Origin of the sequence: Rhodococcus sp. NPDC057135 (genome assembly GCF_042670865.1) — a bacterium.
Taxonomy (GTDB): Bacteria; Actinomycetota; Actinomycetes; order Mycobacteriales; family Mycobacteriaceae; genus Rhodococcus_F.
Map to the genome: position 1 here is coordinate 23,850 of NZ_JBHUUU010000005.1, position 19,185 is coordinate 43,034.

At 61.2% G+C, this 19,185-nt stretch carries 23 protein-coding genes and 1 riboswitch; of the genes, 13 read left to right on the plus strand and 10 right to left on the minus strand.

Going from position 1 to position 19,185, the window contains the following annotated elements:
- Positions 1-220 precede the first annotated feature (220 nt).
- From ACFT1A_RS10805 to ACFT1A_RS10830, 6 genes are all read left to right on the plus strand, one after another.
- On the plus strand, positions 221-343 hold the full coding sequence (locus ACFT1A_RS10805) for a hypothetical protein (RefSeq protein WP_378446995.1): 123 nt from the start codon (positions 221-223) through the stop codon (positions 341-343).
- Between the two features lie 209 nt (positions 344-552).
- A complete protein-coding gene (locus tag ACFT1A_RS10810) occupies positions 553-675 on the plus strand; it encodes a hypothetical protein (protein WP_378446996.1) in 123 nt (40 codons plus the stop codon).
- A 362-nt stretch (positions 676-1,037) separates the two neighbouring features.
- Positions 1,038-1,184, plus strand: a complete 147-nt coding sequence (locus ACFT1A_RS10815) for a hypothetical protein (protein ID WP_003944356.1) — start codon at positions 1,038-1,040, stop codon at positions 1,182-1,184.
- Between the two features lie 258 nt (positions 1,185-1,442).
- Positions 1,443-2,948 carry a diguanylate cyclase gene (locus ACFT1A_RS10820; protein ID WP_378446997.1) on the plus strand — a complete coding sequence of 502 codons (1,506 nt, stop codon included), beginning with the start codon at positions 1,443-1,445 and terminating at the stop codon, positions 2,946-2,948.
- Positions 2,949-2,988: 40 nt separating this feature from the next.
- Positions 2,989-4,224 (plus strand): formate-dependent phosphoribosylglycinamide formyltransferase, encoded by a 1,236-nt coding sequence (gene purT, locus ACFT1A_RS10825; protein ID WP_378446998.1) that lies wholly within the window; start codon positions 2,989-2,991, stop codon positions 4,222-4,224.
- Complete coding sequence (locus ACFT1A_RS10830) at positions 4,221-4,703, plus strand: DUF456 domain-containing protein (protein ID WP_378446999.1); 483 nt, start codon at positions 4,221-4,223, stop codon at positions 4,701-4,703. Before purT ends, ACFT1A_RS10830 begins: the two co-directional genes overlap by 4 nt.
- Here the strand turns inward: ACFT1A_RS10830 and ACFT1A_RS10835 are convergent.
- Together ACFT1A_RS10835 and ACFT1A_RS10840 are read right to left on the minus strand one after the other, a co-directional pair.
- On the minus strand, positions 4,607-5,446 hold the full coding sequence (locus tag ACFT1A_RS10835) for an amidohydrolase family protein (protein WP_317552612.1): 840 nt from the start codon (positions 5,444-5,446) through the stop codon (positions 4,607-4,609). The genes ACFT1A_RS10830 and ACFT1A_RS10835 overlap by 97 nt on opposite strands.
- A gap of 109 nt (positions 5,447-5,555) precedes the next feature.
- A complete protein-coding gene (locus ACFT1A_RS10840) occupies positions 5,556-6,953 on the minus strand; it encodes an FAD-dependent oxidoreductase (protein ID WP_378447000.1) in 1,398 nt (465 codons plus the stop codon).
- Positions 6,954-7,183: 230 nt separating this feature from the next.
- Between ACFT1A_RS10840 and ACFT1A_RS10845 the strand changes: the two genes are divergently transcribed.
- Genes ACFT1A_RS10845 through ACFT1A_RS10855 form a run of 3 tightly spaced genes read left to right on the plus strand, consistent with a single transcriptional unit; the run spans position 7,184 to position 9,304 of the window.
- On the plus strand, positions 7,184-7,609 hold the full coding sequence (locus tag ACFT1A_RS10845; RefSeq protein WP_378447001.1) for a hypothetical protein: 426 nt from the start codon (positions 7,184-7,186) through the stop codon (positions 7,607-7,609).
- 46 nt (positions 7,610-7,655) lie between these two features.
- Positions 7,656-8,084 (plus strand): rhodanese-like domain-containing protein, encoded by a 429-nt coding sequence (locus ACFT1A_RS10850; protein ID WP_230816478.1) that lies wholly within the window; start codon positions 7,656-7,658, stop codon positions 8,082-8,084.
- Complete coding sequence (locus ACFT1A_RS10855; protein WP_378447002.1) at positions 8,081-9,304, plus strand: O-succinylhomoserine sulfhydrylase; 1,224 nt, start codon at positions 8,081-8,083, stop codon at positions 9,302-9,304. Before ACFT1A_RS10850 ends, ACFT1A_RS10855 begins: the two co-directional genes overlap by 4 nt.
- 4 nt (positions 9,305-9,308) lie before the next feature.
- Here the strand turns inward: ACFT1A_RS10855 and ACFT1A_RS10860 are convergent, their stop codons facing one another.
- The 8 genes from ACFT1A_RS10860 to ACFT1A_RS10895 all read right to left on the minus strand — a co-directional run bounded on the left by ACFT1A_RS10860 (position 9,309) and on the right by ACFT1A_RS10895 (position 15,872).
- Entirely contained in the window at positions 9,309-9,893 is a 585-nt protein-coding gene (locus ACFT1A_RS10860; protein WP_378447003.1) for an alternate-type signal peptide domain-containing protein, read from the minus strand.
- Positions 9,893-11,506: a signal peptidase I gene (locus ACFT1A_RS10865; RefSeq protein ID WP_378447004.1), complete on the minus strand. Its 1,614-nt coding sequence runs from the start codon at positions 11,504-11,506 to the stop codon at positions 9,893-9,895. The genes ACFT1A_RS10860 and ACFT1A_RS10865 overlap by 1 nt, the downstream gene beginning before the upstream one ends.
- 6 nt (positions 11,507-11,512) lie before the next feature.
- Positions 11,513-12,112: a hypothetical protein gene (locus ACFT1A_RS10870; RefSeq protein ID WP_378447005.1), complete on the minus strand. Its 600-nt coding sequence runs from the start codon at positions 12,110-12,112 to the stop codon at positions 11,513-11,515.
- On the minus strand, positions 12,102-12,761 hold the full coding sequence (locus ACFT1A_RS10875; protein WP_378447006.1) for a signal peptidase I: 660 nt from the start codon (positions 12,759-12,761) through the stop codon (positions 12,102-12,104). The genes ACFT1A_RS10870 and ACFT1A_RS10875 overlap by 11 nt, the downstream gene beginning before the upstream one ends.
- A gap of 29 nt (positions 12,762-12,790) precedes the next feature.
- Entirely contained in the window at positions 12,791-13,378 is a 588-nt protein-coding gene (locus tag ACFT1A_RS10880; protein ID WP_378447007.1) for a hypothetical protein, read from the minus strand.
- A gap of 7 nt (positions 13,379-13,385) precedes the next feature.
- Complete coding sequence (locus tag ACFT1A_RS10885; protein WP_007726829.1) at positions 13,386-13,964, minus strand: alternate-type signal peptide domain-containing protein; 579 nt, start codon at positions 13,962-13,964, stop codon at positions 13,386-13,388.
- Between the two features lie 287 nt (positions 13,965-14,251).
- On the minus strand, positions 14,252-15,067 hold the full coding sequence (locus tag ACFT1A_RS10890; RefSeq protein ID WP_378447008.1) for an HAD-IIA family hydrolase: 816 nt from the start codon (positions 15,065-15,067) through the stop codon (positions 14,252-14,254).
- A 37-nt stretch (positions 15,068-15,104) separates the two neighbouring features.
- On the minus strand, positions 15,105-15,872 hold the full coding sequence (locus tag ACFT1A_RS10895; protein ID WP_317552607.1) for a sulfite exporter TauE/SafE family protein: 768 nt from the start codon (positions 15,870-15,872) through the stop codon (positions 15,105-15,107).
- Positions 15,873-16,071: 199 nt separating this feature from the next.
- Positions 16,072-16,166: riboswitch (SAM riboswitch) on the plus strand.
- 7 nt (positions 16,167-16,173) lie between these two features.
- Between ACFT1A_RS10895 and ACFT1A_RS10900 the strand changes: the two genes are divergently transcribed.
- The 4 genes from ACFT1A_RS10900 to ACFT1A_RS10915 all read left to right on the plus strand — a co-directional run bounded on the left by ACFT1A_RS10900 (position 16,174) and on the right by ACFT1A_RS10915 (position 19,185).
- Positions 16,174-16,251 (plus strand): putative leader peptide, encoded by a 78-nt coding sequence (locus ACFT1A_RS10900; protein WP_378447266.1) that lies wholly within the window; start codon positions 16,174-16,176, stop codon positions 16,249-16,251.
- A 171-nt stretch (positions 16,252-16,422) separates the two neighbouring features.
- The gene (locus ACFT1A_RS10905) at positions 16,423-17,397 is read left to right on the plus strand and encodes an amino acid ABC transporter permease (protein ID WP_378447009.1); all 975 of its coding nucleotides are present in this window, start codon (positions 16,423-16,425) and stop codon (positions 17,395-17,397) included.
- Positions 17,394-18,179 (plus strand): amino acid ABC transporter ATP-binding protein, encoded by a 786-nt coding sequence (locus ACFT1A_RS10910; protein WP_378447010.1) that lies wholly within the window; start codon positions 17,394-17,396, stop codon positions 18,177-18,179. Before ACFT1A_RS10905 ends, ACFT1A_RS10910 begins: the two co-directional genes overlap by 4 nt.
- A gap of 34 nt (positions 18,180-18,213) precedes the next feature.
- Entirely contained in the window at positions 18,214-19,185 is a 972-nt protein-coding gene (locus tag ACFT1A_RS10915) for an ABC transporter substrate-binding protein (RefSeq protein WP_378447011.1), read from the plus strand.

Sequence of the window (19,185 nt, forward strand, 5' to 3'; positions counted from 1 at the left end):
TTGCGTTCTTTTGCCCTAATTGACTGTGATGTCGGACACACTTGAGTTTGAGATTGGATTCAGGTCACAGCGGCTGAACTGCAGGTTTACATTTTGATCCAATATGTCACGTTTTTGTCTGGACAGAAACAAACTGGACGTACGTATTTAGCTTGGCTACAAAGGGGCGGAGCGAACAAAACGTGCGTCGCGTCATCGATATTCATGCAAGGAGTCACACATGGGATCCCTCGGAAACCTTCTCAAGGCCAACGGTATGGGCTGGGGCATTCTCCAGCTTCTCCCCCTGGTCAACATGCTCAAGACCCTCCAGGGTCTGGATTCGGCCAGCTCGAACTCCTGACGTTCGAGCGCCGGCATTTTTCGAAACAAACACAGGAGTAGTCGCATGACCTCGATCCAGAATCTCGACGCCTTCCTCAAGAGCGTCCTGGCGTTCGTGACCAAGCTCAATGCGGGATCGGCAGATTCCTCAGGCTCGGCCGGTTCTGCCGCCGAGTAGTTCTCGGTCCCCACTTCCTTCAACTGCATCCCGAGAAAAGGAGACCCGACATGGGTTCACTCGAAGACTTCAGCGGCGTCGTCAAGACGTTCATTCCGGTACTCAAGGACTTGTTCACGGCTCTCGGTGGTGGCTCACTCACCTCCGGAACCGGTTCGGCTGCTGATAAGTAAGTCCCGTTTGTCCGAAAGTGTGGCTCGCAGTTGTCTGCGAGCCACACTTCTTCTATATGCTGTGTGAGCTAAATCACATTCAGGAACGATTTGATCAATGAAATTGCCTGTTTAGCTGCACTTATGGCGAAAGGTGTTACTGGCAGTTCGCGGTGGTAGCTATTTGGTAGCTGGACAAGCGCGAATAGTCGGTCTATAAATGCACACAGCGCCAAGGTAGTGCGCTACATCACAGCTCGGGATGTTGTTCGGGGGGCGGTTCCGCTTTCCGCGCGGCAGGAGTTCCCGAACCATTCCGGTCACCGCCTGCGGCCGGTCTGGCGCTGGAACATCACACCACCTCACATACAGGAGAAACTCCTATGTTCGGATCACTCAGCACCCTCGGACCCCTGCTCACCGCGCTCGGAGCTTTCCTCAAGTCCGTTCCCACCGAATCGCTGTCCGGCGAGGGCGAGGGCTCGTCCACCGGTTCGCTTTCGGGTCTCTCCAGCGGATCCGCCGAATAGTCATACCTTTCCGGCAGATCCATTCGGCTCTGCACTTCGGATTGCATTGCAGGTGCCCTCTGTCCACTCTCGTGGTCGGAGGGCACCCGTATTTGCGGGGGCTTTCGTAGCTGGTGTTTCGGCGATTGAACGAAGGCCAGTGGGTGGGCGCACCTGCGTACGATGGTTCGACGACATCGACATACCGTCGACGGCATGCAAACGTGTCGCGACTTCCAGTGCTCCTGTCTTCAGAGGTAGCCGACCGCGAGGTGACGCATGGTAAGGACAAGTCGCTTTCTGCGTCTTCTCCTCGTGCTGTCCGTCGTGCTTGCGGCTTCGTTGATCGGCATCCTCACGCGCCCACCAGGTTTGCTCGCGACGTTCTGGTGCGCGAACGCGCTGCTGCTGGGAATGATGGTCAGGTGGCCGGTTCTGATCGAGTGGCCGACGTGGATCGCCGCGTCGGTCGGATACGTCTGCGCTGACCTGGTAACCGGCAACTCCCTGTCGCTCGCGGTGCAGTTGAACGGGGCGAATCTCGCCGGGGTGACGGTCGGGGTCCTTGTTCTGCACTACTTGAAGCGCACTCCGTTCCGATTGGTCGATTCGCAGTCGCTGGTCTGGCTCGTCTTCGTCTCGTTCGCGGCGGCGACCGGCACCGCAGCCACAGCGGGCGCCTTGGATCGAGTGCTGCGCGGGCAGTCGTTCACCGACACCTTCGTGCACTGGGGCAGTACCGAGGTGATGGCGTACCTGCTGGTTCTACCCCTCATCCTCACTTTCACGGTCCCCGCGAGCCTTGCCGAGTTCCGCCGCACACTGACCGTCAAAACTGTCGCCACAGTGAGCGTCCCCCTGCTCGCGACTGCAGCCTGCGTGCCGATCGCCCTCAACATCGAAGGGCCGATCGCGCTGATCCTGCCAATTCCGGCTCTCCTCTGGTGTGCCACTCGTATCTCGGTCCCGAGTACTGCCTTCGTGTCCGTGGTCTGGTCGGTGTGGTCACTCATGATGGCGGGTAGCGGTCGACTCGATATCGGGGACCAGGGCACCTCGAGTTGGAACGAGGACGTCATCACGTCCATTGCGGTCACGTTGATCGCGTTGGGGCCGATCGCGGTGGCCTGTGCGACCGAGGAACGTCGTGCAGCCGAGCGCGAACTATTTCTCGCGGTGGAATTCGACCATTTGACCGGGGTCCTCTCGCGCGGTGCTTTTCTCGGACATGCGGAATCGGAACTTGCCGACGCGGCCCGAGCGCAGTCCCCGGTCGGCCTGCTGATGCTCGACCTGGATCACTTCAAGAGCATCAACGACACTCACGGACACATGACCGGTGACAGCGTTCTCGCGAACTTCGCCGAACGGGCCGCTGCCCGATTGTCCGACGGAGATCTGATCGGAAGGCTCGGCGGCGAGGAGTTCGCCATTCTTCTTCCGGACTGCAGTTTCACGCGAGCAGTCGACGTCGCCGAGGCCGTCCGCGGCGCACAAGTCGAGTACTCGGCCGAATCAGATGTGACGAGCACCGTCAGTGTCGGAGTCGCGTGGGTCGATCATGCGACGCCGACGTTGACCACCCTCATGAGCGTCGCGGACGAGGCTCTGTACGACGCCAAGCGTGCCGGGCGCAACCTCGTGAAAGTGCGTCAGGTCGGCAACGACGCTTTGCCACAACAGAATTCCGAGCCGGACACGGTCACCCGCACCTATCGCAAACCTGCCGTACCACGAACGATCAGGCGAGGTTTTCACCGCGAAGGTGTGGTGGACGGCCGATAACTGCGCTGACCTGCATCGGGATTGGCATATAGTCGCACCCATGCAGCTTGATTCGACGCCTTCGCACCTGCCGACGCTTCCACTCCGATTCGGGACTCCCCTGACCGAGAACTCCATCCGCGTGATGATGTTGGGATCAGGCGAGTTGGGTAAGGAAGTTGTCATCGCGTTGCAGCGTCTGGGCGTCGAAGTGATTGCGGTGGATCGGTATCCCGACGCCCCTGGGCACCAGGTGGCTCATCGTGCGCATACCGTCGACATGACCGATCCGGAAGCGCTGCTTGCCGTCATCGAGTTGGAAAAGCCTCACTTCGTGGTTCCCGAGATCGAGGAAATCGCGACGGATGCGCTTGCGCTCGTCGAAGAGCGTGGGGGCGCGGTGGTCATTCCGACCGCTCGGGCCACCCAGCTCACGATGAATCGTGAGGGAATCCGCCGACTCGCAGCCGAAGAGTTGGGTCTGCCCACTTCGCCGTACGCTTTCGCGGACTCGCTTGCCGAAGTGCAGGCAGCAACAGACCGAATCGGTTTCCCGTGCGTCGTCAAGCCCGTCATGTCCTCGTCGGGGAAGGGACAGTCGACGGTTCGATCCGCCGAAGATCTCGACGCCGCGTGGGATTACGCGATGGCCGGAGGTCGTGTGAATCACGGCCGGGTGATCGTCGAAGGTTTTGTCGATTTCGATTACGAGATAACCCAATTGACGGTTCGTGCCGTCGGCGAGAGCGGTGAGGTCGAGACGTCGTTCTGTGAGCCGATCGGGCACCTGCAGGAGGCCGGCGACTACATCGAATCGTGGCAGCCGCAGCAGATGTCCGCGGTTGCCCTCGCTTCGGCCCGAGACGTCGCCGAGAAGGTGACCACAGCTCTGGGCGGGCGAGGTATCTTCGGCGTCGAACTTTTCGTGAAGGGCGACGACGTCTTCTTCTCCGAAGTGAGCCCACGGCCGCATGACACCGGATTGGTGACTCTGCGTACGCAGCGACTTTCCGAGTTCGAACTGCACGCCCGCGCGATCCTGGGCTTGCCGGTCGACACGACGCTCACGGCTCCGGGAGCGTCGGCGGTGATCTACGGCGGCGTGGAGGCAAAGGGGATCGGATTCGACGGTGTCGCAGAAGCTCTCGCGGTTCCCGAGACGGACCTGCGGCTCTTCGGTAAGCCGGAAAGCTTCACGCGTCGTCGCATGGGTGTTGCGGTGTCGACGGCCACTGATGTCCCGACCGCACGCGCCCGTGCCCGTGAAGCCGCGTCGAAAGTGCGTCCGGTCGGATGAGTCCAGTGGCCGAGGTCCTCGTCGGGCTGGTCATCCTGGTCGGTCTGATCGGAGTCGTCGTTCCGATCCTGCCCGGGACACTTCTCGTTTTCGGCGCAATTCTGGTGTGGGCGATCATGACCGGTGGCGCGACGGCGTGGACGGTGTTCGCATTGTCCACGCTGGCGCTGGTAGTCACCGGGATCGTGAAGTACACGTGGCCCGGCAAGCGGATGAAATCCGGGGGAGTGCCCAACCTGTCGGTGGTGGTCGGCGGCGTCGTCGGCATCATCGGGTTCTTCGTGATCCCGGTGGTGGGGTTGTTCCTCGGATTCATCGCCGGAACGTACTTCGCCGAACTAGCGCGACTGCGCCGCTACGACATCGCCTGGGCGTCGACGCTTCACGCGGTGAAGGCAGTCGGATTGTCCATGCTGGTGGAACTGTTCGGAGCACTGATCGCCGCGGGGCTGTGGCTGGGCGCCGTCGCGTTCACCTGACCGCAGCGGTACCAGGAGCGGGCGTTGTCGCCCATGACAGCGGAGAGGTCGTCGCCGACCGCTTCGGCGATCACGTCCAGATCGTGGACCTCGAAAGCTCGACGTGCCCGTGTGCCGGGTAAGTCGGTGCCGAACATCAGTGCAGCGGGGTTGACGGCGTGGATCTGTCGCAAAACGTCGCCGACGTCGGAGATGGTGGTGCGGCCGAACCCGGTGGCTTTGACGCGTACCCCACGGTCGACGAGGTTGAGGAGATACGGCAGTCCGCGGGTCGACATCCCCAGATGGTCGATGCTCACCGCGGGCAATTTGGCGAAAACAGGTTCCAACGACAGCAACAGTGTGGCATCGACGTAGAACTCCGCGTGCCAGCCGACCAGATCGAATGCGCGGTTGGCAAGATCGGCGAGCAGACGCAGGTCGGTGGCGCCGCGGCGCAGGTTGAACCGGACGGCGCGCACCCCCAGCGCGTCCAGAGCGACGATGTCTTCGTCCGTCGCATCGAGTGGCAAAGCAGTGACGCCCACCCAGCCTTCGCCCAGTTCGGACAGTGCGGCCTTCAGGTATTCCTGGTCATTACCCTGGTACGACGCGGTAACTACTGCTCCGCCGTCCACACTCAGGCCCTTCAGCGAGGCAACTCGTGCCCGGTAATCGGCCACGGTGAAGGGCTCAGGCAGGTACCCGTGATTCTCGACCAGCGGGAAGCGCGGGTCGATGATATGCACATGGGCGTCAAACACGGAGTCTATTTTGCCCTGTTGTCCTGGGTGCCTGCACACACCACCGGCCCGATGTGACCTGGGTCGCGTCGGGCCGGCGGATGGCTTGTGTTCAGTTACTTCTGTGCACTCAGTTGGTGCGGTCGGGCTCGGAAGCCTTCAACATGTCGTGACGCTCGACGACCTTGATGCGCTCACGGCCCTCGGGCTCACCCAGGCTGCGCTCATGGGCGTCGAGGCGGTACCAGCCCTGCCACGTCGTGTACGGCACCTGCTTGCCTTCGAGGAACTCGATGACGGCGTTCTCGTCGGGGTTTGCGGCGCCGGCGAAGTTGTCGGAATCCTCGAGGAGGTTCGCGACGGTTTCGTTGGCGTCACCCTTGGTGTGGCCGATGAGGCCGACGGGGCCTCGCTTGATCCAGCCGGTGACGTACGTGGCCGGCATGAACCGGGCCGCGCCTTCGGCGTTGTCGTCGGCGACGACGCGTCCGGCGTCATTGGGAACAGTGCCTGCCTGGTCGTCGAACGGCAGCTGCGTGACGTTCTGCGAGAGGTAACCGACGGCGCGGTACACGGCCTGGACATCCCAGTCCTTGTACGTGCCGGTGCCCTTGACGTTGCCGGTGCCGTCGAGCTGGGTGCGCTCGGTACGCAGACCGACGACCTTGCCGTCTTCGCCGAGGATCTCGGTGGGAGACTCGAAGAAGTGCAGGAACAGCTTGTGGGGGCGAGCTCCGACGTCGCGAATTGCCCAGTCCTGCAGGGTGTTCGCAACCATGTCGACCTGCTTGGAGTTGCGGCGAGCCTGCTCGGAACCCTCGTCGTAGTCGATGTCCTCGGGGTCGACGATGACCTCGATGGTCGGCGAGTGGTCGAGTTCGCGCAGTTCGAGAGGCGTGAACTTGGCCTGGGCCGGGCCGCGGCGTCCGAAGACGTGAACCTCGACGGCCTTGTTGTTCTTGAGGCCCTCGTAGACGTTCGCGGGGATCTCGGTGGGCAGCAGTTCGTCGCCGGTCTTGGCGAGGACGCGGGCGATATCGAGCGCTACGTTGCCCACGCCGAGGACGGCGACCTTCTCGGCTTCGAGCGGCCACGTACGCGGTACGTCGGGGTGGCCGTCGTACCAGGAGACGAAGTCGGCCGCGCCGTAGCTGCCGTCGAGTTCGATACCCGGGATGCCGAGCGCACGGTCGGCGTTGGCGCCGGTGGAGAAGATGACCGCGTCGTAGAACGACTGCAAGTCGTCGAGGGTGATGTCGGTGCCGTAGTCGATGTTGCCGAGCAGGCGTACCTGAGGCTTGTCGAGCACCTTGTGCAGGGCGGTGATGATGCCCTTGATGCGCGGATGATCGGGCGCGACGCCGTAGCGAATCAGGCCGAAGGGCGCGGGCATGCGCTCGAAGAGGTCGATGCTGACGCCGCGGCCGGAGACTGCGGTGTCGGATTTCATGAGGGCGTCGGCGGCGTAGATGCCGGCGGGGCCGGCGCCGACGATCGCGACCCGGAGTGGGCGGTTGGAGTCAGTCATCGTGAGGACAGCTACCTTCTTCGAAGTTCGGACAACATATCGACAAGTATCCAATTTAGCCGAACCTAAGCACAGTGCCTCGGTTGCGGCCGAACGGATCCACACTCTCACTCGATCGGTTGTGGGTAAACCTATTCTTTCTTCCCATTCTCCCGTTGTCTCGGGTATTCGGGGTAGGGGCCTGATCCTTGGCGGGCCACAATTTCAAGTTGTGGGGGAGTATTGGCACTATGAGTGACAAGCTTCGCGAATCCGACAACATCGATGGCAAGAAGGCGTCTGCGGGGCCATTCCTCTTGGCGGTAGCCATCGTCGCCTTGATTCTGGGTGGCATCTTTGTCGCGTCGTGGATTTCGCCGGCCGAGGACAACGTCACCGAGTCCGACCGTGTGAGCCGTTCCGTCACCGACTACGTCGATGCCGAGAACCGCGATGATGCGGAGACGATCAAGACCCTGACCTGCACGAGCTTCAACTCGAGCACTGGTCCGCTGGCGGGCGTGGACGGGAGCGTCGAACTCAAAGGCGTGGACAAGGTCGAGGTCAACGGCGATCGCGGCAGGGCCGACGTGACGATCACCGGCGGCGGAGCGGGAGATCGAGTCTCGACCTGGGCACTGACCCGTGACGGCAACCGCTGGGTCGTCTGTAACTGACGGCCCGCTCAGGCGCTCACGGCAGTCTTGTGAAAACATGGACTACGTGAGTTACGCAGGCGATCTGACGCCGGAGCAAGCCTGGGAGCTGCTCCGCGAAAACCCCGACGCCGTGCTGGTCGACGTGCGGACCGATGCAGAGTGGAAGTACGTCGGTGTCCCCGACGTCTCTTCCCTCGGCAAGCAGGCCGCACTGATCGAATGGGTGAGCCACCCGACCGGCGCGCGCAATGACAACTTCGTCGACCAGTTGAAGGAAGCCGGCATCACTGCCGATTCCTCCGGGTCGGAGCGTCCGGTGATCTTCCTGTGTCGATCCGGACAGCGTTCCATCGGTGCGGCGGAAGCTGCGACTGCGGCGGGCATCGGCCCGTCGTTCAACGTGCTCGACGGGTTCGAAGGCGCATTGGGTGCCGACGGACATCGCGGACTTGTAGGTTGGCGGGCCATCGGTTTGCCATGGAGGCAGCAGTGAGCGGAATTCCCCAGGGTGGCGCATTTCAACGAGCGCTGCCGGACGACGTCGGTCTCGGCACTCTCGGTGTTCGCGGCGGACTGATGCGTACCGGGTTCGAGGAGACGTCCGAAGCGCTGTTCCTCAACTCCGGATTCGTTTACGAGAGTGCAGAAGCCGCCGAACAAGCCTTTACCGGCGAGGTGGATCACTTTGTCTACTCTCGCTACGGCAACCCGACGGTCAAGATGTTCGAAGAGCGTCTGCGTCTGATCGAAGGCGCGGAAGCCTGCTTTGCGACGGCCAGCGGAATGTCGGCCGTCTTCACGGCGTTGGGTGCGCTGTTGGGCAACGGCGACCGACTGGTTGCCGCGCGCAGCCTCTTCGGATCCTGCTTCGTGGTGTGCAACGAGATCCTCCCACGCTGGGGCGTCGAGGTCGTTTTTGTCGACGGCGAGGACAACGCACAGTGGGAAGAGGCGCTGTCCGTGCCTACCACGGCGGTGTTCTTCGAGACGCCGTCCAACCCGATGCAGTCCCTCGTCGACGTTCGACGGGTGTCGGAGCTTGCTCGTGCAGCCGGGGCAAAGGTAGTGCTGGACAACGTTTTCGCGACACCGCTGCTGCAGCGCAGCCTCGATCTGGGCGCCGACGTCGTTGTGTACTCCGGCACCAAGCACATCGACGGTCAGGGCCGCGTGCTCGGCGGTGCGATCCTCGGAACCGAGGAGTACATCAGCGGTCCCGTTCGAGAACTGATGCGGCACACCGGACCTGCGCTCAGCCCGTTCAATGCCTGGACGCTGCTCAAGGGCCTCGAGACCATGCCGGTCCGCATTCGGCACTCCGTGGCTTCGGCCCTGGAGATCGCAGAATTCCTCGAAGGGCACTCCGGCGTCAAGTGGGTCAAGTACCCGTACCTGACTTCCCATCCGCAGCACGAGCTCGCGAAGTCTCAAATGAGCGGCGGCGGAACTGTAGTCACGTTCGAGCTCAACGCCCCCGATGGTGAGGGCAAGAAGCGGGCATTCGAGGTTCTCAACGGCCTGCGAGTCATCGACATCTCCAACAACCTCGGTGACTCCAAGTCCTTGATCACCCATCCCGCCACGACGACGCACCGGGCCATGGGTCCGGAAGGCCGTGCGGCAGTGGGTATTACGGATGGCGTCGTGCGTCTATCCGTCGGGCTCGAGGACACCGCCGATCTGTTGGCTGATCTGAAGCGAGCGCTCGGCTAGTCGCTCAGGTTGGCGCCAATTGTTGGGTGACCAGGCTGAGGCCGGCCATGGTCAGGGTTCCGCCTGCACTGAGTGGGTCGTTCGGAAGGATGGTGAACGCCACGGTTACCAAGATGTCTTGGGCGTTCTGTGCAGAGGTGAGGTCGCTGCGAATCTTGGGAGTCAGTGTGCTGTTGTACAATTCGACGTTCGCCTGTGTTGTTACGTAGGTTCTGAACGCGTTGACAGTAGTTGGTAGAGTGCCGCCGGCAAGTGATGGGTCCGCGGTCACCGATGCTCGCAACCGGGGGCCGGTAGCTGAAACCCGTGAATGGCAGTAATAGACGTAGTCGTAGCCGGCCCGGAGTCTGAACGAAGCGATATCGGCAATTTCGGTGTAGGTGTTCGGGTTGGGGTCTGGCGCGTACACCCTTTCGGACCACCCGCTCGCGCCATCTTTGACACACGCCCCAAGTGACAGCGTGCCTGCCGTGACCTTCGCGCCCGACAGTGTTTCCTGGTCGACCCATTTTGCGAGTGAGTTCCCCCCACCGAGCATGACCACCAGCGCGACAGTCGCTGCGAGCGCGCCCTTTATCTGCCTCTGCATCAGGGCACCAAATCCTCGATCTCGGCCGGAAGGTCGCCCGGTGCGCTTTGTCGCAATCCCGCTCCTGCTGTGAATTCCACGAATTCAGCGCCTGCCGTGCCGATGATCCACAACTGGTTGGTGCCGGAGAGCCAGTGCAGTACATCGGTCGATTCGATGGACGTGCGATAGATCCGAGTTCCGAGCGCGTCGTACACGTCAAGGAAAATACCTGTGTCGCTATGGATTTTGCGGGCGGTGTATGAGTCCCGACCTGTTGACACGAGATCGGATCCGACCTGTGTGTCAGTCGGGGGTGGGGTAGTTGTTGTCGCTGTGATCTCGGTAGTGGTCGTGGTTTCCGGTGTTGTGCTTGCAGTAGTCGTCGGCGTGGTTGTGGTCGGTGTAGTTGTCGTTGTGGTCGACGCGGACGTGGATGGAGTCGGTTCGGTGGTACCTGTGGTGGTGGTTACCGTCGGTGTTGTTGTTGCCGGAGTAGTGGTTACGGTCGACTGAGTCGATGTGGGCGCACTGGCAGCCATTCTGCTGGCGGCGCTGGTTCCGGAAATCTTCGAGCCGCAATATGTTCCGCCGAGGAGGAAGCCTTTGTCCAGAGTGAAACCTGTCCAGCTGGGGGCCGTCAGTCCGTTCTCAATCGAGTAGATCCGTACTGTAGACGAGCCGCTCAGATCGAGAAGTGCGGGTGGGAGCGTGATATCGACGGTGGTGGCGCTCTGCATGTTGTCGCTATAGGTGATGCCGTCGGGGTCGAGTACCAGGATGCGATAGGTGTAGATTCCTGCACCTGGCGCCGTCCACGTGACTCGGGCGCCAGAGGAAAGAAAGCCGGGTGAAAAGTTCTCGCATGTGAAGGTTTGAACTGTGGCGAATTGGCCGGTCTTTGCGGTTGCGGTGTCGGTGATCAAGGCGGCGGTGTTTCCGATCGGTGACATCGTAAGCAGTGCGCCCAGTCCGGCAGCTGTAACGAGGATCAATTCCCTTTGCCGCCAGGGTGCTGTGAGGATGCGCGACGAGACCTGCGTCGAACGTGAACGAGGCGAATTGTGTTCGGGTGTAGTCGGAGTGTCGTTGGGTATACCCTCTCCAGGCGTGCCGCCGTTCGGTGGACCTTCGCCGCGTGGTGCTGGACGAAATGCGATCATCAACAGCGATCCGGCAAACAATCCGCCGGCGAAGATTCCGATCGGGCCGGACAGCCACGCAAGGACGTAGCCGACTCGACTCATGCTGAATACAACCAGGTCTGCGTCGGCCACAGCGTATGTTTCGCTGTCGGGAGCATTGTTTGCGTCACCTTTGAGTGTCAGCGACGACAGATTGTTGTCCAGCTGATCGATTCCGTACACGCGGTGAGTGAGTCTCTCGCCACCGCTGGTGGTGACACTGACAATGTCGCCAACCGATAATTCGGATACTGGTTGGGATTTCACAAATGCCAACGAGCCCGTCGGTATTGCGGGAGACATCGAGCCGGATCGGAAGACGACGGGTTTGATGCCGAAGGCAAATGACAGTGCCGTGGCGATGATGCACAGAATTCCGAGTACTGCGCCTGTTGTCAGCGCAGCCTGCTTGAGGCGATTGATCGTGTCCGGACGGTTGTGGTGTGACATATCGATTCAGACCGCCGTTCCCACGATGTTGAGTTGCGTATAGGGAAGGATTCCGCCTGCCGGAGTACCTGCGGCCAGAGTCATTTTCACGCACAGATTCCTGCTGTTCCCAGCAGCCAGCGTTATCGGGCTTGCGAGGAGCGCCGCTGTACTGCCACCGCCGACCAGCGCGAGCTCTGCCTTTTGCGCAGTGCCGGAGCACGCCGACCCAGAGGATGTGCTATCCATATACACCGAGATTTTCAGCGCCGCAGCGAAACTCGGCGGAGTCGATGCGGGAGACTGGGCCGTGATGTCAAGAGAGGCGCCGAAGGACCCGGTGTTCTTCACGGTCAGACTCTGTGTCACAGCGGTTGTGGATGTCATGGCGCTCGACGACAGGCTGATGGTGATGTTCTTTGCCTCGGCCACGTTAGTGCTCGAGGCGACCAGGTTGACGGTTCCCGCGGAGAAGTCTCCTGACGTGGATGTGGCTGTTGCACCCCAGGCCGCCATGGTGCTCAAAGTGCCGACTCCGAGCACCATACCGAGTGAGAGCAGCGCCCGAATACGAGTGCTTCGGGCTCCGGAAAAACGCTGACGCAACGAGGTGTCATTACCCGCCATGGTGCACACCATCTTTCGTCGACGTGGTTGTTTCCGGATTTGCGGTGTTCGCTGAATCGTCTGGTGCGGATCCTTGTGACTCGCTCCGATTCTTGTTGCGAGAGCGCACACTTTCACGTGTCCCGCTGGCGATCATGTACAACGCGTACACACCCAGCGTGCCGACCGTAACGGTCAGGATGATCTTGCGCTGGTCGCCGGTCAGCCAACTGTTGACGTGACCAAGATAGGGGACCGAGTACCACACCTTGCCGCGAATCTGTACCGGGAGCACCGGCTTCTCGTCGGGGGTGTTGTTGGCGTCGCCCTGCGTGATGAACGTGCGTTCGCCCTTGGTGCTGATGCTCATCGAAATGATCCGATGCGTGACAACAGTCGGTTGGCCTGATTCGAGTTGGTAGGTGATGGGCATTCCGACGGTCAGATCGCCCTCGTCCACAGGTTTGACAATGATGAGTGTGCCAGGTTCGTAGGTAGGACGCATCGAGCCCGTGAGGATCGTAAATCGTTGTGAGCCTGTGACGATCGGTATCACGATCGTGACGACGATTACCGCGCACAGAGCGAACAGCAAAACCCAGGTCACAACTGAGCTGACCCACCACAGCGGGCCGGTCCGTTCACGTCGATGGGAGTTTTTTGTAGTCATTCGCCTGCGCCTGTCATCTCGATCGAGTCCTACGACTGTTTTGCCGTGAAGGTGAAAACGAGCTTGGTCGACACCCCGCCCGCGGTGGTTCCTGTCATGTTCACCGACGCGCGCATGCACCAGACCGTGGAACTGCCGTTGGTCAACGAGATTCCGGGGTTCGCGGCCGACGGGTACGCGGCGTTTGTTGCCGGTCCCGAATAGACCTGGGCTCCGGGGAGGGCTGTGCCTGTGTTCGCGGTGTTCGGACAGGTCGCGGCACTTGTCACGGTCGACATCTTGAGGTCGAGAACGGGATTCGCATTGGTGGCAGTCACCGAGGCCAATCGAAATGTCAGTGCAGCGTTGTTCGTAGCCGGATTCACGATGGTCAGCGGCATCTGAACGGCGGTTGCAGCCGTCATCCCACTGCCCGCGAACGTGCTCCAGGTGTAGGTACTGGCGGCGTTGGCAGCCGTAGAACCCACCTTGAGTGCGAACGTGCTACCACCGGCGGTCAGTACGTCGTTGCTGATCGGGGCAGCGGACTTCCAAAGCGCGCCGGTGCCTTGCGCTGACGCGAACATCAACACAATCACCGACGCGCCCGCAAGGGCTCCCCAAGCTCTCCCCTTCATGGATCGTTTATGCCGGGATGGCTTGCTGTTGCAGCTTGATGGCGAGGTTCGACAAGTTGACCGAGGCGCCCTGAGCCACAAGAAGCTGAACGTCAGCGAAGGTCAATGTGACCTTCACGGTCACAGGCTTGCCGTTGTCGGCTTCGGTCAGTGGGGATGCGGCCGTGACTACGGTGCCGCCTACGGTCACCACCGTTGTTGCCGTGATGTTGTCTTTGAGTTGATTCGCGGTGGCTCCTGGAGCAGCCGTCGTGCCGGCTGTGATGGTGCTCGTGTCCGCTGCGATAGTTGCGGCGAGGCGATCGCCATCTGCGGTGATCGAAGTTGTGCAGTCGAAGGTGAGCACTTCGGTCGGCACAATTCGCCATGCGGTGATATCCGCAATCGGCTTCACCGTGGGGTTCGTGGACTGCCACCCCGTTCCGGATACCGGGGCGCAGGGGGCGAGCTGCAACGTGCCCGCTGTGACAGCGCCGCCGCCGCCGACAACTTCGCTGTCACTCCACATTGCGAGCGAGCCCGCACCACCGAGGAGGAGGGCACCGGCCGCCGCAGCAGCGATCGCACCCTTGGTCTGCTTCTTCATGAAAATCTCATTTCATGTCTGGGACCCGAAATGGGTCGTTCAGACATGAGTATCAGCCACGGCAAACGATTCGTTACTACTTTTTGAAAATTTCTTTTTCGACTGCGATCCACACATCAATCCCCGTTGAAAGCGGCTTTGACCTGCGAATAACTATCAGTATGTAATTGCAGTGCGAAGAAAACCGTTTGTTTGTCCAGTTGGACAAACCGGACGAGTCAGATCCGAGCAAACTCGATGTTTTTTACCAGTTAATTACCGACCCTCCATTTTGTTTTACAATTCCTTCAATTGTTTGCGTTGTTGCGGAATGGATCGGTTGTCATTCCGACCAGATCCGCGACCGACTCGAGGACGACGGTCGGGCGGTACGGGAAGAGTTCTACCGACGCGCGGGTCGAGATCCCGGTCATCACCAGAATCGTCTGCAGTCCGGCTTCGAGTCCGCAGACGATGTCGGTGTCCATGCGATCACCGATCATCAACGTGTTGGCCGAATGAGCGCCGATGGACCGTAGGGCAGAGCGCATCATCAAGGCGTTGGGCTTGCCGACGTAGTAGGGATCGCGTCCGGTCGCCTTGGTGATGAGTGCCGCGACAGAGCCGGTGGCCGGCAGCGAGCCGTCTCGCGACGGTCCGGTGGCGTCCGGGTTGGTGGCGATGAACCGCGATCCGCGCTCGACCAGACGAATGGCCGTGGTGATCGCCTCGAAGGAGTAGGTGCGCGTCTCGCCGAGGACGACGTAGTCGGGGTCACTGTCCGTCAGGACGTAGCCGATGTCGTGCAGTGCAGTGGTCAGTCCCGATTCGCCGACCACGTAGGCGCTGCCACCCGGACGCTGGTTGGCCAGGAAGGTCGCGGTAGCGAGCGCTGACGTCCAGATCGACTTCTCCGGGATGTCGAGTCCCGAATTGAGGAGGCGTGCTCGCAGGTCACGCGGGGTGCGGATGGAGTTGTTGGTGAGCACCATGTATGGAATGTCGTTCGACGCCAGTTCTGCCAGGAACGTGTCTGCTCCGGGTATCAAGTGCTCCTCGTGGACGAGAACCCCGTCCATGTCCATGAGGTAGGTCCAGCCGGTCTGATCGTCTGTTCTGGTCATATCTCCAGTATGTGCGGGCGCCGCCCGATGTGGGCGGTCAAGCGAGAAGACGCCACAAGCCGATCAGGCCCACGACGACAATCGTGTAGCGCAGTGCAGTGGGGGACAGGCGTCGTCCGTAGCGGGCACCGAGAACGCCACCACCGAGTGAGCCGACAGCGATCAAACCGGCTGCTGCCCAATTGATCTGGTCGAAGGCCAGAGTGATGTACATTCCGGCTGCGACGATGTTGACGAGCAGTGAGAGCAGGTTCTTCGCGCCGTTCATGCGCTGGAGGGTTTCAGGGAGGATGGCACCCATCACACCGATGAGGAGGATGCCCTGCGCGGCGGTGAAGTAGCCGCCGTAGATGCCGACTGCAAAGGTGCCGGCGGTCAGGAGCATCAGCCTCTTGGTGGACAGCGTCGTTTCTTCGGTGGAGCGCTTTTTCGCCCACGCCTGGATACGTGGTTGGAGGAGCACAAGTGCGAGAGCCAGGATCAACAGCACCGGAACGATGGTCTCGAACAGTTTCTCGGGTAGATGCATGAGCAACCACGAACCGAGGAGCGCGCCGGCGAGCGACGCCGGAATCTGCCACTTCAGTCGATCCCACTGTCCCGACAACTCACGCCGGTAGCCCCACGTGCCTGAAACCCCGCCGGCAACGAGCCCGACCGCGTTGGACATGGTCGCGGTCACCGGCGGCATGCCGAAGGCGACCAGGGTGGGAAACGTGATCAGCGTTCCACTGCCGACGACGGCATTGATCGCGCCCGCACCGATGCCGGCCAACAAGATGAAGAAAGCGTCGATTCCACTCACTCCGCAGACGGTACGGCAGAGGAAAAGTCAGTCCGGACGGCGGTCCCGGTCTTGATTCGAACACTCCATTGAACACGGCGAGCAAGGCTTCGGACACCGTTGGAATCAGTGCGATTTCAACGTGGTGAGACCTTCATTTCCCTTGCAGTGCAGGGAAATACGACATTTGACGACTCGGGATTTCGCGTCTAGTCTTTGCTCACCATCCAGAGCGACCGAGAGACCTGGCTCGTCGACGTCGCAGCAACCCCCCGAGTGATCGGGAGCGGGTGCTACCGCCAGGACCGATGGAAGGCATCACATGGGTTCCACTTCGCATGCTGCGCACAGGCGTCGTCACATCGATCTGTGCCGCACCGCTTCGTGTCACTGTCGCTGACCTCACTGTCGCTGACCTTCACTGTCGCTGACCTTCACTGTCTCTGACCTCACTGTCACCGACCGAACTGTCGTCGTCTTCGCAACTCGAGTACGCCACCTCGAGAACACAGCTGCGTTCCCATTCCCCGAAAGGTCTATTCGTGATGTCCACTCCGTCAGGTAGTGCGCCGTGAGCGCGCCCACCGATATCCGCCCCGAAAAGTCGGTGGCCGAGCCGCAACTTCCCGACTCGGAACTTGTCGTTGCTCGTACCTGGCACCCGCTGCGCTGGGTGATCAGCGCAGTTGTGCTGGTATTGCTTGCTCAGTTCATTCACGGACTCGTTGTCAATCCCGGCTGGGACTGGCCGACGTTCGCGCAGTACTTCACCGCGAAATCAGTGCTCGCCGCGTTGTGGATGACGATCAAACTGACCCTGTGGGGGACGATCCTCGGATTCGGTCTCGGTGTTTTCCTCGCACTCGGCCGGTTGTCGAAGAACCCGGTCCTGCAGGTGATCGCCTGGACCTACATCTGGGCCTTCCGCTCGATTCCGCTCATCGTGCAGCTGCTCTTCTGGTTCAACATCACGTACCTGTACCAGACGCTTTCTCTCGGAATACCTTTCGGGCCGGAGTTCTTCACCTTCCAGGTCAGTGGTGTGATCGGCGGATTCACCGCAGCAGTCATCGGTTTGGCGCTGCACCAGGCCGCGTACTCGGCCGAGATCATCCGCTCCGGAATCATCTCGGTTGATCACGGTCAGATCGAAGCTGCTCACTCGCTCGGTATTCCGCGCAGTCGTCAGTTCTTCAAGATCATTCTCCCGCAGGCGATGCGGGCGATCCTCCCCAACGCTGCCAACGAGGTCATCGGACTCTTCAAGGGAACGTCCATCGTCTCCACCATGGCGATCGCCGAACTGTTCTACCAAGTGCAGGTCATCTTCGGCCGCAACGGACGAGTTGTGCCCCTGCTGATGGTCGCCACAATCTGGTACATCATCCTGACGACGTTGCTCTCGATCGGTCAGTACTACGTGGAGCGGCACTACGCACGTGGATCCGCCCGCGCCCTTCCGTTGACTCCGATACGGAAGGCGCGCAAGAAGTTCGAAGAGATTCGTGATGCGCGTCTCGATATTCCGAGAGGTGCGACCCGATGACCGCAGAACTGGCCGAAGAGACGGTGTACGCCGTCGAAGCGCGCGGAATCCACAAGTCGTTCGGCGCGCTGGAAGTACTTGCCGGCGTTGATCTCCTGGTCCGCAAGGGTGAAGTGACCGTCATTCTCGGCCCGTCCGGTTCCGGTAAGTCCACCTTGCTGCGCACCCTCAACCACCTCGAGAAGGTCGACCGCGGGACCGTGCGGATCGACGGAGAACTGATCGGATACCGGCGCAAGGGAAATCGACTTCACGAACTGCGTGATCGAGAGATCCTGAAGCAGCGTTCACACATCGGATTCGTGTTCCAGAACTTCAACCTGTTTCCGCACCTGACTGCGCTGGAAAACGTGGTGGAAGCTCCGCTCTCGGCCCAGAAACGAGACCGTGACGAGGTGTACCGCGAAGCTCGCGCTCTGCTCGAGCGAGTGGGGGTGGGCGACAAGGCAGACGAGTATCCCCGCCAGCTCTCCGGCGGCCAGCAACAGCGCGTCGCCATAGCGCGAGCGCTGGCACTGCGGCCGGCGGTCATTCTCTTCGACGAGCCGACCTCGGCGCTAGACCCGGAACTGGTAGGCGAGGTTCTCGAAGTCCTGGCTCAGCTGGCCCGTGACGGCGCCACCTTGGTGATCGTCACGCACGAGGTCGGATTTGCTCGGGAAGTGGCGGACACCGCGGTCTTCATGGACGGCGGCGTCATCGTCGAACAGGGCCCGCCGTCGCAGGTGATCGACAATCCGACTCACGAACGAACCAAGGCTTTTCTCTCCCGCGTTCTCTGACGCGACCAAGACACATTCCCGAAAGGAAAAATTGATGTTCTCCCCATCCCGTCGCGCCACTTTCCTGATCTCGGCTATCGCCACCGTCGGACTGCTCAGCGCAGCGTGCAGCAGTGCTGACGCCGAGTCCGACGGAGCCCAGGTCACCGCTGCCGCGGGTTACAACCTCACCGCCGACCAGAATCGCATCACCACCGACAAGGTGGATTCCATCGCTGCCGAGGTTCCTCAGGACATCCGCGACCGCGGCACGCTGCGAGTCACCGGTAGTGCCGGTGCCGCTCCGCCGCTTCGCTTCTACGCCGACGACGACACCACCCTCATCGGCTCCGAGACCGACTTCGCCTACCTGATCGGTGACGTTCTCGGTTTGAAGGTCGACCTGCAGACAGCTGACTGGGCACAGAACTTCGTCCGCGTCGACTCCGGCGAGGCCGACGCCTTCCTCTCCAATGTGACTGTCACAGAGGAGCGTAAGGAGAAGTACGACTTCGCGACCTACCGACTCGACACCCTCGCCTTCGAAGCCAAGAAGGGCGCCGGAATTTCCATCAAGGAACCCAAGGACGTCGCAGGCAAGAAGATTGCGGTAGGTTCCGGCACCAATCAGGAAGCGCTGCTGGTCAAGTGGAGTGAGCAGAACGTCGCGGCCGGCCTGGCGCCCACCGACATCTCCTACTACCAGAACACCACCGACTACTACCTCCCGCTGCAGTCCGGCCGGATCGACGCCTACTTCGGCCCGAATCCGTCGTCGCAGTTCCACGCCAAGCAGTCGGGCGAAACTGAAGTTGTCGGTGAGTTCTCCGGCGCCGGCGACACTCTGCAGGGACAGATCGCGGTGCTGGTGAAGAAGGACAACGGGTTGATCAAGGCGATCAACGACGCGATCAACCACACGATCGAGAACGGTACGTACCAGCAGATCCTCGAGCGCTGGAACATCACGAATGAAGCCGTCGACACGTCCCTGATCAACCCGCCCGGCCTTCCGAAGACCAAGTGA

Excerpts from the sequence above, each read along its gene's own strand:
- ACFT1A_RS10890 (WP_378447008.1), bottom strand. The coding sequence starts at position 15,067 with ATGACCAGAACAGACGATCAGACCGGCTGGACCTACCTCATGGACATG.
- ACFT1A_RS10820 (WP_378446997.1), top strand. The coding sequence starts at position 1,443 with ATGGTAAGGACAAGTCGCTTTCTGCGTCTTCTCCTCGTGCTGTCCGTC.
- ACFT1A_RS10840 (WP_378447000.1), bottom strand. The coding sequence starts at position 6,953 with ATGACTGACTCCAACCGCCCACTCCGGGTCGCGATCGTCGGCGCCGGC.
- ACFT1A_RS10910 (WP_378447010.1), top strand. The coding sequence starts at position 17,394 with ATGACCGCAGAACTGGCCGAAGAGACGGTGTACGCCGTCGAAGCGCGC.
- ACFT1A_RS10915 (WP_378447011.1), top strand. The coding sequence starts at position 18,214 with ATGTTCTCCCCATCCCGTCGCGCCACTTTCCTGATCTCGGCTATCGCC.
- ACFT1A_RS10830 (WP_378446999.1), top strand. The coding sequence starts at position 4,221 with ATGAGTCCAGTGGCCGAGGTCCTCGTCGGGCTGGTCATCCTGGTCGGT.
- purT (WP_378446998.1), top strand. The coding sequence starts at position 2,989 with ATGCAGCTTGATTCGACGCCTTCGCACCTGCCGACGCTTCCACTCCGA.
- ACFT1A_RS10880 (WP_378447007.1), bottom strand. The coding sequence starts at position 13,378 with ATGAAGGGGAGAGCTTGGGGAGCCCTTGCGGGCGCGTCGGTGATTGTG.
- ACFT1A_RS10845 (WP_378447001.1), top strand. The coding sequence starts at position 7,184 with ATGAGTGACAAGCTTCGCGAATCCGACAACATCGATGGCAAGAAGGCG.
- ACFT1A_RS10815 (WP_003944356.1), top strand. The coding sequence starts at position 1,038 with ATGTTCGGATCACTCAGCACCCTCGGACCCCTGCTCACCGCGCTCGGA.
- ACFT1A_RS10865 (WP_378447004.1), bottom strand. The coding sequence starts at position 11,506 with ATGTCACACCACAACCGTCCGGACACGATCAATCGCCTCAAGCAGGCT.
- ACFT1A_RS10900 (WP_378447266.1), top strand. The coding sequence starts at position 16,174 with ATGGGTTCCACTTCGCATGCTGCGCACAGGCGTCGTCACATCGATCTG.
- ACFT1A_RS10885 (WP_007726829.1), bottom strand. The coding sequence starts at position 13,964 with ATGAAGAAGCAGACCAAGGGTGCGATCGCTGCTGCGGCGGCCGGTGCC.
- ACFT1A_RS10810 (WP_378446996.1), top strand. The coding sequence starts at position 553 with ATGGGTTCACTCGAAGACTTCAGCGGCGTCGTCAAGACGTTCATTCCG.
- ACFT1A_RS10860 (WP_378447003.1), bottom strand. The coding sequence starts at position 9,893 with ATGCAGAGGCAGATAAAGGGCGCGCTCGCAGCGACTGTCGCGCTGGTG.
- ACFT1A_RS10805 (WP_378446995.1), top strand. The coding sequence starts at position 221 with ATGGGATCCCTCGGAAACCTTCTCAAGGCCAACGGTATGGGCTGGGGC.
- ACFT1A_RS10875 (WP_378447006.1), bottom strand. The coding sequence starts at position 12,761 with ATGACTACAAAAAACTCCCATCGACGTGAACGGACCGGCCCGCTGTGG.
- ACFT1A_RS10870 (WP_378447005.1), bottom strand. The coding sequence starts at position 12,112 with ATGGCGGGTAATGACACCTCGTTGCGTCAGCGTTTTTCCGGAGCCCGA.